Source organism: Caballeronia sp. LZ033, assembly GCF_031451265.1.
Taxonomy (GTDB): Bacteria; Pseudomonadota; Gammaproteobacteria; order Burkholderiales; family Burkholderiaceae; genus Caballeronia.
In genome coordinates this window covers 1,711,864-1,725,912 of the sequence record NZ_JARUXQ010000001.1, presented here as the reverse complement: position 1 = coordinate 1,725,912, position 14,049 = coordinate 1,711,864, and the positions used below count along the sequence as shown (strand labels likewise).

The window sequence follows — 14,049 nt, the reverse complement described above, 5'->3', positions numbered from 1 at the left end:
CTTACGCATTGCACATGGGGTATAACGCGTTCATGTGCCGACAGTAAGCGCCTTCAGTTGCGTGACGAACCCCGGATACGCGCTGAGAAAGCCCGGATCCTTCAGCCGCGCGACGAGACTCGGATCGATCGTTTCGTTCAGCGCCTGACCGGCGGTGCGCGGCTCCTCCTTGCAGACTGCCTTGAGGAACGGGTGGTGCGCGGTGAACTCGGTGTACGAATCGATGGGCTGTGAATCGTAGGCGAGCGGCGGAATCTGGATGGGACCGTCGATGGCAAGACCGCGCGCGGCGGCTTTCTGGCGCAGCCATTCGGCCGGAATCAGCGGCAGCAGATCCGCGGGCGAGCGTGGCGGACTGAGATAGCCGCCGCCGACATTCGCATGCGCGCCCGCAAACCAGCGCTGTTCGAGCGGCAAGTCACCACGCGCTTCCTCGCCGGGGGTCCACAAGGTCGGCTTATAGAGCGAGCGGAATTCGTTCGCTGCGATCGCGTGATAAGCCGCCTTCGTGCTGTTCGAAAGCGTGGTGTCGTGGAACCGGTAGTAACTCGAGAAACCCGGGACCGGCAGGCCGTCCAGCGGGATGCCGAGTTCGCCGACGGTATCCCACACACCGATGAACTCGACATCCACCTCGCGCGAAAACTGCTTGCGGAAGGCGACGACCGATTCAGCCGACGCCCCGACATCGCGATCGCGATAGATGCCGTAGGCCTGATCGATCGAGTCTGCGTCCCAGCCGTTGGTGAGGCCGCATTTGCGGATGAGTCCCGCCAGGCTGCGCGCGGAATAGGCGCCGCGGCTGAAGCCGAGGATATAGATCTTCGCCTCGGGCCGGTAACGCTGACACAGCCATGCGTAGCCGCTCTTGATGTTCTGGCTGAGGCCGTCGCCGAAGGCGCCGCCCAGAAATTTGTCGGCGAGCGCAAACAGGCCCTTGCCCTGCGTGCCGACGCCCGGCACGTAGAAGGTTTCCTGCTGATCGGTTTCCGGCGCGAGCTTGTAGAGCAGATAGGCGTTGGTGCGATCGTTGGGTTCGTTCCACGTGCCGTCGAAGAAGATGGCGAGGTTCATGAACGCAGATCTCCAGTGATCCTGACTCGATGGCGCCGGTATGACAATTCGACGCCCCGATGTAAGGAATAGGAAACGGCGGCGCCATGTGCAAGCACGCGAAGCATGTAAAGCGGGCTTCATGCACCGAAGCACTGCATTTTGGCGGATAAGCGTGGCATGTCTGCGCGCTGCATGGCAGGGATGCCGCGCGCGCTGCGCGGCCTTGTGCGATCCTGAGCCTGCGGCCGGATGAAAGGCCGCGCTCCTGCGGGGTGAATCATGAAAAGCAAGCCTTTCGGCGCGGCGCTGATTGTTGCATCGGTCATGCTGGCGATACCGGGCGCATCCGCATTCGCGCGCGATGACGGACCGCGACTCGCACAGGACCGCCTCGATGCGCTCGTCGCGGAGCATCGGGAAGCGGCGCGCAATATTGGCCGGACGCCGGTGCGTCAGGACCGTGCGCAAACTCCAGGTCCGTTGCAAACACCGTCGGCGGATCAGGCGCTTCCCGCTCCGGACGCATGAGCGATCGATGATCGGAGGCAGGCCGCCAGGCTTGCCGGAAAACCGGCGTGCAACGCGCCGGACCGCGTTCGCACGCTTTTTTTTTGCAACGCGTTCCACTTTTTATTTGCAGGTAAAGGTATGAAATTTGCGGCCGCCGCCCGGGTGCTCCGCGGCGGTACGCCGTCGATCCTCCCTTTCACCTTCATTGAGACCCATGACAAGGAAAGCGCTATCGATCGCCATTCTCTCCGCTTCCGTACTCGCAGCAGGTTGCGCGGGCATCGGACCGGGCCGCCTCAAGGCCGATCAGGTCGACTACGCTCGCGCGCTCGGCGACGCAAAAAAACGTGAAATTCTTGCAGCGATTGTCGGATTGCGCTTCGCCGATGCGCCTTCGTTTCTCACAGTGAGCAGCATCATCGCGGCATATACCTTCGATGCCACCGGCGGCGCGATCCTGAACGCCGGCTCCGGCGCCCAGCCGAACTACGCGCAGGCGACCGGCAGCGTGTCCTACTCGAACCATCCCACTTTCACGTTCACGCCGACCACCGGCGATGCCTACGCAAGCGCGTATATCCGGCCGCTGTCGCCGACGCTCGTCATGCCGCTCGCGGAAAGCGGGATTCCGATCGACCTGCTGCTGCGCATCACCGCGCAGTCGATTGCGGGTTTGCAGAACGGCACGGCGCTGGGCGGGCCGAATTCGTCGGGCTCGCCGCAATTCTTCCTGTTGCTCCAGGCGCTGCGCCGTCTGCAACTGGCGGGTGAGTTGAACGTCGAGTCGCGCAATACGGACAACGGCAAGGACGACAAGACGGCCAAGGGCACCAGCCGGATCAACGATGCGGACAAGAGCGGCGTGTTCATCACGCTCGGTGCGACGCGAAGCGGCGACAGCAAGCAGGTCACCGACGACTTGGCGCTCGTGCGCAAGCTCCTGCATCTGTCGCCGAAGATGAAGACCTACGAGATCGTCTACGGGCAATCAGCGGATCACGACCGGATTCCGATGGTCACGCGCTCGGTGCTCGGCATCCTGACCGATCTCGGCGCGCAGATCGCCGTGCCGAACGAGCAGGTAGGCAATGGCGCGACCATGCCGACGATCGGGCTGATCGGCGGTGAAACGCGGCCGACCATCGTGGTGAAGACGGGAGAGAAGCCGCCGAAGGATGCGTATGTGAGCGTGCTCTACGACGAGTCTTCTTATTGGATTGACCGCGGCGACTTCGATTCGAAATACGCGTTCACGGTGGTGCAGAACCTGATGGCGCTCGCGGAGGTGACGGACACCTCGAAGTCGCCGGTGGTGACTATTCCCGCGAATTGATGGATACCGCGCGTATCGAAGCACGGCTTGCCGCATGAGCGCGAATGCAGCAAAACGTGATCGCACGCGTTTGCGTTTTGCATGCAGCATCATTAATGCAGATGGGCATTTTGCATCACGCATGCAAAATAAAAGAGCGACATCGAAAGATGTCGCTCTTTGCGCTTGCCGCCATGTGGATTGGACGGAGGAGGGCGATTCCGGATGATCGGACCGCCCGTCGACGCTATTACTGACCGAAATACGCGCCAAGTGCGCGCGGCTGTGCGCCGGCTGTACGACCCGACTGCGACGACCCTGCCGCCACCGAACCGTAATCGCTCGTCTGCGTGCTCACGCGAGCTTCGGCAGCCTGAATGTTTTGCGGGTACGACGGATCGCTGATGTTCGGGTTGTAGCCAGCTTGCTGCAACTGGGCCAGCTCGGCACGGACCTGGGCGCGCGAAAGGGGCGCATCGGCTTGCTGGGCAAACGACAGGGCGGGAACAGCGAGGGCGGCAGCAACAGCAAGGGCGGAAACGAGCGTCTTCATGATAGGTAACTCCGATTCGGATGTCTGATGATGCTGCCGTTCTTCTCAAGCAGCTTGGAACGGAGTTTAAAGACGGGCCTGACGAAGATCATTCTCTTATCTGTTGATTGATCTTTGCCGAGACGGGAATAATCGCAATGAAGAGCTTGTGCGCCATGCAAAGTTTTACCGCGGCGCCCTACGGGAACGGCGTTGGAAGGCTAAAGAACTCCTTGGCTGCAAGCTTGAATAATGCTCTGTTGCATGACGTGTAAAGATTATTCTTCAAAGCGGTGCTTAATCGCCGGTCGGTGTCCCGCTAGACTTGCGACGCCCGCGTTCGTCGGCATAGATCGCCGTAGCGCACAAAGCCGGCAAGCCAATCGCCATCAAACAACAGGGCCACGCCGCCATGAACGGCGCAATCGCTCATTCGTCAGCAGAAAACCTTCCGCATAAACCCTCGCAAGCGTTTGCGCAAATTGTTTTGTAAGCTTCAATTGTGTCATCGTAGCGAATGTTCTTGCCCGGTCATGTCGGGCAATCCAACGATTCGAATAACGAACACCAAACGGGGCAAGCGGAACTTCGATGTGGATCGTCAGACTCGCGCTCAAGCGCCCGTACACCTTCATCGTCCTGTCGCTGCTTCTGCTGATCATCGGTCCGCTCGTCATCCTGCGCACGCCGACCGATATCTTTCCCAACATCGACATTCCGGTCGTCAGTGTCATCTGGTCCTATACGGGTCTGCCGCCCGATCAGATGGAACGCCGCATCACGCTGAATTACGAGCGCGGGCTGTCGGTGGCCGTGAACGACATCGAGCATATCGAGTCGGAATCCTTGCCCGGCATCGCGGTCATCCGCATCTACTTCCAGCCGGGTGCGAACGTCGATGAAGCCATCGCCGAGATCACCGCGCTCTCGCAAACCCAGTTGCGCTCGCTGCCGCCGGGCATCACGCCACCGAACATCCTGCGCTTCAACGCTTCCACGGTGCCGATCCTGCGGCTCGCGCTGTCGTCGTCCGAACTCACCGAGCAGCAGCTCTACGACTTCGGCAACAGCTTCCTGAAGACGCAGCTCGCGACGGTGCAGGGCGCATCCGTGCCGTTGCCCTATGGCGGCAAGCAGCGCCAGATCATGGTCGATATCGATTCGAACAAGCTGCAGGCGAAGAACCTCGCGCCGACCGACGTCGTCAATGCCATCAGCGCGCAGAACCTGATCCTGCCGACCGGCACCACGAAGATAGGATCGATGGAATATTCGGTCGGGCTGAATGCGAGTCCGGGTTCGATCGAAGGCCTCAACGACATCCCCATCCGCACGGGACCGGCCGGCACGATCTATATCCGCGACGTGGCGCACGTGCGCGACGGTTTTCAGCCGCAGACCAACATCGTGCGCGTGGACGGTACGCGCGCATCGCTCCTCACGATCAACAAGAGCGGCAATGCATCGACACTGGATATCGTCGCGCGGGTGAAGAACCTGCTGCCGACCTTGCGGGGCATGGTGCCTGAATCGCTGAAGATCGAACCGGTCGCGGACCAGTCGCTGTTCGTGCGCGCGTCGGTGTCGGGCGTGTTGCGCGAAGCGGTGATCGCGGCGGGACTCACCGCGCTGATGGTGCTGCTTTTCCTCGGCAGCTGGCGCGCCACGCTGATCATCGCGATCTCTATTCCGCTGTCGATGCTGACGTCGATCGTCGCGCTATCCGCGATCGGCCAGACCATCAACATCATGACGCTGGGCGGATTGGCGCTCGCAGTCGGCATTCTCGTCGACGATGCGACTGTCGCCATCGAGAACATCAGCCAGAACCTTGAACAGGGCAAGGCGCTGGAAGAAGCCATTCTCGATGGCGCGCAGCAGATCGCCGTGCCGACGCTCGTCTCGACCCTCTCCATCTGCATCGTCTTCATTCCGATGTTCCTGCTGACGGGCGTCGCGCATTATCTCTTCGTGCCAATGGCCGAAGCCGTCGTCTTCGCAATGCTGGCTTCGTACTTTTTCTCGCGCACGTTGATCCCGACGCTGGCCAAGTATCTGCTGCGTCATCATGAACACATGGGCGGCGATGTCGAATCGATGAAGGGCTCACGCAATCCCTTCGTGCGCATTCATCTCGGCTTCGAGCGCCGCTTCGAGGCAGTGCGCGGCCGTTATCGACGTTTTCTCGAAGCGCAACTCGCACATCCCGGACGCTTCGCTTCATTGTTCCTGCTGTGCTGTCTGCTGTCGCTCGGGCTTGCGCCGTTCCTCGGGCGCGACTTCTTCCCGTCCGTCGATTCCGGCGTGATCGCGCTGCACATGCGCACGAAGACCGGCACGCGTATCGAGGAAACCGCGGCGCTGACCGATCGTGTCGATGCCCGTATCCGGCAACTGATTCCACGCGGCGAGCTCCGTTCGATCATCGACAACATGGGCCTGCCGGTATCGGGCATCAATCTCTCGTACAGCAACACGGGCACCATCAGCTCCGCGGATTCCGACGTGCTCATCAGCCTCAACGAGGATCACGCGCCGACCGAAGGCTATATCCGCGAACTGCGCAAGCGCCTGCCGCAGGAGTTTCCAGGCGTGGCGTTCTCGTTCCTGCCCGCCGATATCGTGAGCCAGATCCTCAACTTCGGCGTCCCCGCGCCGATCGATATCGCGATCACCGGGCGTGACGTGCATGCCAATCGCGCGCTCGCGAACCGCTTGCTGGAGAAGATCCGCCGCGTGCCGGGGCTCGTCGATGCGCGCATCCAGCAGCCTTCCGACCTGCCGTCGATCAATGTCGAAGTGGACCGCACGAAGGCCCTTCAAGCCGGCTTCACGCAACGCGATGTCGCCAACAACCTGCTCATCACGCTCTCGGGCAGCCAGCAGACGACGCCCACGTTCTGGCTCAATCCCGTCAACGGCGTGAGCTATCAGGTCATCACGACGGCGCCGCAGTACGACATGAATTCGCTGCAGTCGGTCGCGAACATACCGGTCACGTCGGCGAGCGGCAAGACCAATATTCTCGGCGCGCTTGCCTCGCTGTCGCGGGGCGCGCGCGATGCCGTCGTGTATCACTACAACGCGCAGACCACCATCAATCTCTATGCAACCACCGAGCGGCGCGACCTCGGCGCAGTATCGGATGACGTGCAGCGCATCCTCGACGACGCGCGCGGCGAGTTGCCCAAGGGCTCGTCGATCGAAATGCGCGGGCAGGTCGAAACCATGAACAGCTCATTCTCGGGTCTCGCGTTCGGGCTCATCCTCGCGGTCGTGCTGGTCTATCTGCTGATCGTCGTGAACTTCCAGTCATGGCTTGATCCGTTCATCATCATCACGGCCTTGCCGGGCGCGCTGGCGGGCATCGTGTGGATGCTGTTCCTCACGCACACGACGCTCTCCATTCCCGCGTTGACGGGCGCGATCATGTGCATCGGCATCGCGACGGCCAACAGCATCCTCGTGGTGAGCTTCGCGCGCGGCGCGCTCGCTGAGCATGGCGATGCGTTGCGCTCGGCGCTGGAAGCAGGCTATACGCGCTTTCGTCCGGTGCTGATGACGGCCGCCGCGATGATGATCGGCATGGTGCCGATGGCGATCGGACTCGGCGAGGGCGGCGAGCAGAATGCGCCGCTTGGACGCGCGGTGATCGGCGGGTTGATGGTGGGCACCGTCGCCACGCTGTTCTTCGTGCCGGTCGTGTTCTCGATGATCTATCAGCGCATGGAAGCGCGCGGCAAGGGACCGGGCGCGGCGGCGCGCGCGCCGGGCATTGAAACCAACGATCCGCAGGCGGAGTGAGCATGGAAGAGCAGGTGTCGCAACGATCCGACAAGCCGAAGCGCGGGCGCTGGTGGCTCGTGGCCGCGCTCGTGGTGGTCGTCGCGCTCGTCGCGCAGGGCATCGTTTCGCGCCATGCTGCGCATGCGGAGCTGGAGCGCGATGCGAGCGAGCACAGCGTGCAGACGGTCGAGGTGATCAAGCCGGCGCGCATGAAGGCCTCGCAGGACCTGGTGCTGGCAGGCGATATCCGCGCGTTCTCCGACGCTCCAATCTTCGCGCGCACCAACGGCTATCTGAAGCGCTGGACCGTGGACATCGGCACCCGGGTGAAGAAGGGGCAGTTGCTCGCCGAGATCGATGCACCCGAGATCAACGACCAGTTGCGCCAGGCGCGCGCCGATGCGCAGACCGCACGGGCCAACTATCTGCTCTCGAAGACCACGGCCGAGCGCTGGACGCAGATGCTCAAGAACAACTCGGTATCGCGCCAGGAGACGGATGAGAAGAACGGCGACATGCTCGCCAAGGAAGCCGCGTTCAATGCCGCGCAAGCCAACGTGTCGCGGCTCGAACAGCTTGTGTCGTTCCAGAAGATCTATGCGCCTTTCGATGGCGTAGTGACCGCGCGCAACACGGATGTCGGGCAGCTGATCGATGCGGGCAGCGGTGCGGCCGGACGAGAGCTGTTCCACATTCAGGATGCGTCGGCGCTGCGGGTGTTCGTCGATGTGCCGCAAGCCTATGCGCGCATGGTCACGGTGGGCCTGCCCGCCGAGCTGCTGCTCAACGAAGATCGCAACCGCAAGTTCGAAGGCGTGACTGTGCGGACGGCCGGCGCCGTCGATCCGGTTGCACGCACGATGCGCGTCGAAGTCGATGTCAAGAACCCGACCGGCGAACTGCTTGCGGGCGCCTATGCGCAGGTGCGTTTCAAGCTGACGAGCGCGACGCCTTCGTACACGCTGCCGGGCAATGCGTTGCTGTTCCGTCCCGATGGCGTGCATGCCGCGAGTGTCGATGCCAACGATCGCGTCAAGCTGTTGCCGGTCACGCTCGGTACGGACTACGGCACGCGGGTAGCCATTGCGTCGGGACTGAAGGGCGATGAACGCGTGATCGTGAATCCGCCAGATTCGATCATCGACGGGACTGCGGTGCGCATCGGCCGCACGCATGGCGGCGCGCCGCAGGGACCGCGCGGGGGCGCGGCGAAACCGGAAGGAAGCGAGTCGTGACGCGGGCTGCATTCATTCTTCGGCGAGGCAGGCCGATCGCATGGCTCGCAGCGGCGGTGCTGTCAGGGTGCGCAGCGGGTCCCGACTATGTCCGTCCGGACGTCGCGATGCCGGTTGCATACAAAACGCAGATTGCGTCGGACGTTCCGGCATCGGCAACGGCCGCGCAGGACTGGAAACCCGCCCGGCCCGCCGACACCACGCCGCGTGCGGCATGGTGGGAAGTCTATGGCGATCCGCAGTTGAACGCGCTCGAAGAACGCGTCGCGGGAGCGAACCAGACCGTGGCCGCGGCGGCGGCGCGCTATCGCAGGGCGCGTGCCGCCGTGGCGCAGACCCGCTCGGCCTACTTCCCGACGGTCACCACGAATGCGGCATTCAATCAGTCGCGTGCGTCGTCCAACGTGCTGTACAAGTCGAGCGCGGGCGTGACGGTGCCGGACTATCTCGTCGATGCCCAGATCTCCTGGGAGCCTGATCTGTGGGGGCGCATCTCGCGCGCCGTCGAAGGCGGCCGGGCCGAGGCGCAAGCGAGCGCGGCAGACCTCCAGGGCGCCATCCTGTCGATGCAGGCCGAGCTCGCCACCAACTATTTCGATCTGCGCGGCACGGTGGAGGAAGAGCGGCTCTTGCAGGCGACGCTGCAGGCCTACGACAAGGCGCTGGCCTTGACGCGCGACCGTTTCGCCGGCGGCGTCGCGGCCGAGTCCGACGTGGCGCAGGCGGAGGAACAGCTTCGTTCGACGCAGGCGCAGTTGATCGACCTGGAGACGACGCGCGCGAGCCTCGTCAACGCTATCGCCATTCTCGTCGGCGAGCCGCCTTCGAGTTTTGCGCTCGACGTCGATCCGCTCAACGAAGGGCATGCGCCTCGGCCATCGGCTGCGCTGAACGCGCTGCCGCTCAGCGTGCCCTCTGCCTTGCTGGAACGCCGGCCGGATATTGCGGCGGCAGAGCGGCGTGTCGCGGACGCGAATGCGCGCGTTGGCGTGGCCACGGCGGCGTTCTTTCCGAACCTGTTGCTCGCCGCGACGGGCGGACTGGAAGCCACTCACTTCAGTTCGTGGATCGAGGCGCCGAGCCGTTTCTGGTCGCTCGGGCCGCAACTCGCATTTACCGTGCTCGATTTCGGCGGCCGCGCCGCGGCGCGCGATGCTGCGCGCGCCGCTTATGACGAGAGCGTCGCGGATTATCGGCAGACGGTGCTCTCGGCCTTCGGTCAGGTCGAAGACAACCTCAACGCGCTTGACGTCTTGCGCCGCGAGAGCGCCGCGCAACGCGATGCCGTCGACGCCGCGCAACGCGCGCTTGCGAAGGTTGGAAATCGCTATGAGAACGGCGCGATCACGTATCTGAGCGTGGTGGTGACGCAGGCGATCGTGTTGTCGGATCAGCGGGCGGCGGTGCGCATCGAGCGGCGCAGGATGTCGGCGAGCGTCGCGCTGATCAAGGCGCTTGGCGGCGGCTGGAGCGCCGCCGATCTGCCGGGCACGGACGAGTTATCGCGGCGCGAGTGATACGGCATTTTGCATGCGTTCGGCCGGATGGAATCATGCATGCAAAAGGCAAAATGCCATTGGGCGGCAACGATGCAACGCGATGAGAGGAACGGCGACGGGTCGTCAAGCTGGATCCGCTGCACTCGGCTCTTTGCTTTCCGCGCTCTGCATGCCGCGCTCTGAACTCCTTGTGATGCATGCCGCACGATGCATGCAAAATACCGCCTGGCATTCAGCATCAAGCATTCAAAACGCAAAACGCCGGACCCCTGATGATCTCAAAGACCCGGCGCTTCCTCACTTCCGATCCCTACGTTAGCGCGACCACGCAGCTCGCCCGCGCACAGTCTCTCAGTTCTTGCCCTTCGGCCTGCAGGTCATGAAGAACTGCGAGCTCATCCACCACGGCGCGATGGGCAGCGGACTGAGCTGAGTCGCATCGATCCGGAAGCGCTTGCTGACGACATCGCGCAATTCGCGGAAGTCGAAGCCCTTGTGCGTCGTGCGCGGATTCTCGGGCCGGCTCACGCGAATCCCGACCATCGCCTTGAAGAACTCAGCCGGAGAATACTCGGACTGCAACGAGCGGCTGCGGATCATCCAGTTCGAGACTTTCGGTCCGATCGCGAGTCCATACATGATCGGCACCGAGATGACGAATGCACCGTTCGGCTTGAGAATCCGCGAGGCGTCGTCGAGCAGGGCATCGAGCTCGTGATCGTAGAGATGTTCGCAGACCTCGAATGCGGTCAGCACGTCCACGCTGTTCGCCGCCACCGACTTGAGCGACTCCGCGTACTTGATCTCCGGAAACGCCGGCGCCATGAACATGTCATGACCGATGAGCGTCACGTCAGGACGAGTTTCACCGAGTGCGTGCAGAAACAGCCCCGGTCCCGCGCCAAAATCCGCGACGGTACCGCGCTCAGGGCACAGTTCGCTGACCAAATTGATCGCCATCGACATTCTCGTGCGATGGGCGAAACGAGCGAGCGGATTGCCTGAATTGACGGTTTGTTCTTCGTATGAAATCTCGCGCATCAAAAACTCCCCACGTGGTTTTATCGGCCTGATGCTCCGGTGGCGCGCCGCGATATTCACTGTTCGTTCCGGGCGATAGTGCCGGGAGTCGCTGTCCCGCGCAATCGGCCACGATAGCCGTTGCCCGCCGAACTCAAGCCGCCTGCCGCCATGCCGTCGAGTCGGCCGGCGCGGTCGCATCGCACCCTGCATCAAGGCGCTTTCAAAACGTGGAGACTACAGGAAGAGCCACGCGCCGCATGCGATGAGCGCCACACTCCAGAGCCAATCGATGTTGATCCAGCCGCTGCGCAAAAAGCCCAGGCCGCCGCGCGCCTGCACGGACATCGCGATCATCGAGATCAGCGCGATCACGGCAAGCATCGCGCCCGTGTGCACCATCAGTGCGATCGCGCCCGCTTCGTAGGCGCGATCGGAGATCCTGCCGGTGCAAAGCGGCAGCAGCGCGGGCACGAGCATCAGCCCGGCGCCGTGCGCGCTCGACATCACGAACGACCAGAGCGCGAGCCCGGCGAGCCCGGTGCGCATGCCGACCGTCGGTCTGCCGCGATGCCCGCGCCAGGCCCGCCACACGCCCCAGCCGATGAGCACCGCACCGCAGCCGCGCGCGAGCACGTCGTGGCCCACTGCCATGCCGAGCGTGAGCGCGCCCGCCAGCACCAGCGCGACCGAGGCGGCATGCCCGAGCGCAATCGGCACGAGTGACACCAGCGCGACCCGCCGGCTTCTCGCATAGAGGCCGAGCGCGACGGCGAAGAGCCATCCCATCGCGGGATTGAGCCCGTGGAAGGCACCGAGGCTTGCGGCCGTGAGAAGCAGCCCGGGCGAGGCAGAATCCATGCGGGCGGCTCGCGGCGTGTCAGGGGTAGCAGAACGAGTCCGACGAACAATCGCCGCCTTGCAGCCGGATCTGATGCGGCCGGTGCCCCTTCGGCCAATCGATGAAGAACTTCTCGTCGACCGACAGTCCGCCATCCGCGCCGGCATCGAGCTTGACCATCCAGCCGTCGATGCCTTCGGGATAGAACTGCGCATCCACCGCGCCATACAGCGAGTTCGTGAAGTACACGCGACGGCCGTCGCGGCTCACCTCGACCATCTGCGGGCCGCCGTTCAGCGCGCCGTTGGCCGCGCCCGGATGGGTCGCGCGGGACACCACGCCGCCGATGCGCACCTTGCCCGTCAGCTTCGGCGCGAACGGATCGGACACGTCGTATTGCAGCATGTCGCCGGTGCCCCAGCAGGAGACGTAAAGGAAGCGGTCGTCCATCGACAGATCGATGTCCGAAACAAGCGGCGGCACCGCATTGAAGCCCTTCAGCAAGGGCGGAAGCTGGTTGGCGTCGGCGGGCTCGGCGGGAATCTCGATGATTTTCCTGACCGCCCACTTGTCCTTGTCGCGGTACCAGGTCCAGATCGACGAGGACAGATCCTTCAGACTGATCACGCAATTGACGAAGCCGTAGGCCTTGGTCGGATCGTGCGCGGGACGCAGTTCGAAGACGAGCTGATACTCGTCCCCAAAATCGATCTCCTGAATATGCTTGCGCTTCGTGAAGTCCCAGAAATGCAGCTTGCGGCCGTACTTCGCGCCCAGCAGCAAATCGGGCACGAGGCCGTTCTCGAAGGTGTCCGGCGTGCCCCATTCGCTCGTGACCATGGTGTCGTAGCCGAGATGCCACCAGCCGTCGTAGGCAAGCTGCTGCGGACCGCGCTCCACTTCCCAGCGGCCGAGCGGATCGAAGCTCTGCTGGTCGAGCATCAGCACGCCGCCGGGCGCCTGGCCCTGGGCATTGCCGAGCGCCGTGATATAGATTCCACCCGGCCCGCAATGCACCGTGTGCGGCCGCGTATAACCGGTTTTTTCGGCGAGCTCCGCGGGCTCGATCGTCTTCACGATGACGGGCTTCTTCGGATCCGGCTTCGTATCGATGATATGGATGCGCGATGACCGCAGCCCCGGCACCACCAGATAGCGCCGCTCCATATGGGGATGCGGCGCGTTGGGACAGAGACAGGACGAGCACGCGTTCCAGCCGAAATGATGCAGCTCGTCGCCGGTATCGGGCATGGCGATTTCGCCGACGATCTTCGTATAGTCCGGCGAATCCGGATCGACATCCACCACGGCGATCTTGTCGGGTGCGCGGCGCTCGGGATCGAAGGTCGCCACGTACGCGAGCGTCTCGCGCGGCGCCTTCGCTGCAAGACGCGGGGAAGGGTAGAAGCTCGGATCCGGTTTCCATGTCGCCATGTGTGTCTCCAGTCGTCGGTTCGCCTGCCAAGCACTATAGGACACAAGCGCTTTGCGTGCTCCCGGCCACGCGGGCCTTGTGCGTGAAGAAGTCGGACCGTCAAGCGCAGCGCGGCCTAGAATGCCAGATATCGCCCCTTGATCGACAGGAGATTGCGATGACCGAACCGATGATCAGCGTGATGGCGGGTGTGCTTCTGTTGTTGTGCATCGCGGCAGTGCTCGTGATGAATCGCCGGCATCCGCATATCCATACGCCGCGGCCGCGCTGGCTGGATTCGCATCCGCAGCGCGACTGGTTGCACAGGCATTGAGCGCGCAGTGCAGCATGCAACGCGCCGGCATGACTCGGCGCCGTGTGCATGAATGAAGTGAACTGTTCGTGTGAAACGCCGATCAGCGGCGCGGCCCCTTCATCGCCTCGGCTTCCATGGCGGCATGCCATTCCTCGCTGTTCTCGATCGGGTCCATGCCCTCGTCGATGAATGCCGATGCGCGTTCTGCCACCCCGCGCGTTTCCTCTTCGGTTTCCTCGTCGGCGAAGATGTCGTCGTCGGGAGGCGGCTCCAGCATGTCCTGCAGCATCGCCTCCAGTTCGGGTGTTTCCCACGTTTCGCCGCGCTGCTTTCGCTTCTTGATGTAGTGCCGGATCTCGGCGTCCTGCTCGGGCGTCAGCGGTAGTCCGCGAAAGGTGCGGTTGCCGTCGAAGTCACTCATGATCGCTCCTTGCACGCTCAGCCTGTCATCGGTTTTCAGGCGTCCCTAGTGTAACGCCGGTCGTGCCGCCCACGTCCTTCGCACGGTTTAAAACGCATGAGCGGGCT

Annotated in this window: 12 protein-coding genes; 6 read left to right on the top strand and 6 right to left on the bottom strand. The window is 63.3% G+C overall.

Annotation, left to right across the window (positions count from 1 at the left end):
- Positions 1-30: 30 nt before the first annotated feature.
- Entirely contained in the window at positions 31-1,074 is a 1,044-nt protein-coding gene (locus QCE62_RS08075; protein ID WP_309916376.1) for a DUF2235 domain-containing protein, read from the bottom strand.
- 261 nt (positions 1,075-1,335) lie between these two features.
- Here QCE62_RS08075 and QCE62_RS08070 point away from each other — a divergent pair, with 261 nt between their 5' ends.
- Both QCE62_RS08070 and QCE62_RS08065 read left to right on the top strand, forming a co-directional pair.
- On the top strand, positions 1,336-1,584 hold the full coding sequence (locus QCE62_RS08070) for a hypothetical protein (RefSeq protein ID WP_309916375.1): 249 nt from the start codon (positions 1,336-1,338) through the stop codon (positions 1,582-1,584).
- Between the two features lie 196 nt (positions 1,585-1,780).
- Entirely contained in the window at positions 1,781-2,899 is a 1,119-nt protein-coding gene (locus QCE62_RS08065; RefSeq protein WP_309916372.1) for a hypothetical protein, read from the top strand.
- Positions 2,900-3,128: 229 nt separating this feature from the next.
- Here the strand turns inward: QCE62_RS08065 and QCE62_RS08060 are convergent, their stop codons facing one another.
- A complete protein-coding gene (locus QCE62_RS08060) occupies positions 3,129-3,431 on the bottom strand; it encodes a DUF4148 domain-containing protein (protein WP_309916370.1) in 303 nt (100 codons plus the stop codon).
- A 570-nt stretch (positions 3,432-4,001) separates the two neighbouring features.
- Here QCE62_RS08060 and QCE62_RS08055 point away from each other — a divergent pair.
- From QCE62_RS08055 to QCE62_RS08045, 3 genes are read left to right on the top strand one after another with little or no spacing between them, the layout of a single operon-like run.
- The gene (locus QCE62_RS08055; RefSeq protein WP_309916368.1) at positions 4,002-7,214 is read left to right on the top strand and encodes an efflux RND transporter permease subunit; all 3,213 of its coding nucleotides are present in this window, start codon (positions 4,002-4,004) and stop codon (positions 7,212-7,214) included.
- Positions 7,215-7,216: 2 nt separating this feature from the next.
- Positions 7,217-8,431 carry an efflux RND transporter periplasmic adaptor subunit gene (locus QCE62_RS08050; protein WP_309916365.1) on the top strand — a complete coding sequence of 405 codons (1,215 nt, stop codon included), beginning with the start codon at positions 7,217-7,219 and terminating at the stop codon, positions 8,429-8,431.
- Positions 8,432-8,445: 14 nt separating this feature from the next.
- Entirely contained in the window at positions 8,446-9,948 is a 1,503-nt protein-coding gene (locus tag QCE62_RS08045) for an efflux transporter outer membrane subunit (RefSeq protein WP_404987354.1), read from the top strand.
- 333 nt (positions 9,949-10,281) lie between these two features.
- Here the strand turns inward: QCE62_RS08045 and QCE62_RS08040 are convergent, their stop codons facing one another.
- From QCE62_RS08040 to QCE62_RS08030, 3 genes are all read right to left on the bottom strand, one after another.
- Positions 10,282-10,890 (bottom strand): methyltransferase domain-containing protein, encoded by a 609-nt coding sequence (locus tag QCE62_RS08040; RefSeq protein ID WP_309808398.1) that lies wholly within the window; start codon positions 10,888-10,890, stop codon positions 10,282-10,284.
- A gap of 297 nt (positions 10,891-11,187) precedes the next feature.
- Positions 11,188-11,811 (bottom strand): hypothetical protein, encoded by a 624-nt coding sequence (locus tag QCE62_RS08035; protein WP_309916360.1) that lies wholly within the window; start codon positions 11,809-11,811, stop codon positions 11,188-11,190.
- A 19-nt stretch (positions 11,812-11,830) separates the two neighbouring features.
- On the bottom strand, positions 11,831-13,225 hold the full coding sequence (locus QCE62_RS08030; protein WP_309916356.1) for a selenium-binding family protein: 1,395 nt from the start codon (positions 13,223-13,225) through the stop codon (positions 11,831-11,833).
- Positions 13,226-13,383: 158 nt separating this feature from the next.
- Here QCE62_RS08030 and QCE62_RS08025 point away from each other — a divergent pair, with 158 nt between their 5' ends.
- Positions 13,384-13,539, top strand: coding sequence for a hypothetical protein (locus tag QCE62_RS08025; protein WP_309808395.1), 156 nt, complete (start codon positions 13,384-13,386; stop codon positions 13,537-13,539).
- Positions 13,540-13,621: 82 nt separating this feature from the next.
- Here QCE62_RS08025 and QCE62_RS08020 read toward each other — a convergent pair whose 3' ends face one another.
- Positions 13,622-13,942, bottom strand: a complete 321-nt coding sequence (locus QCE62_RS08020; RefSeq protein ID WP_309916352.1) for a hypothetical protein — start codon at positions 13,940-13,942, stop codon at positions 13,622-13,624.
- Positions 13,943-14,049 lie beyond the last annotated feature (107 nt).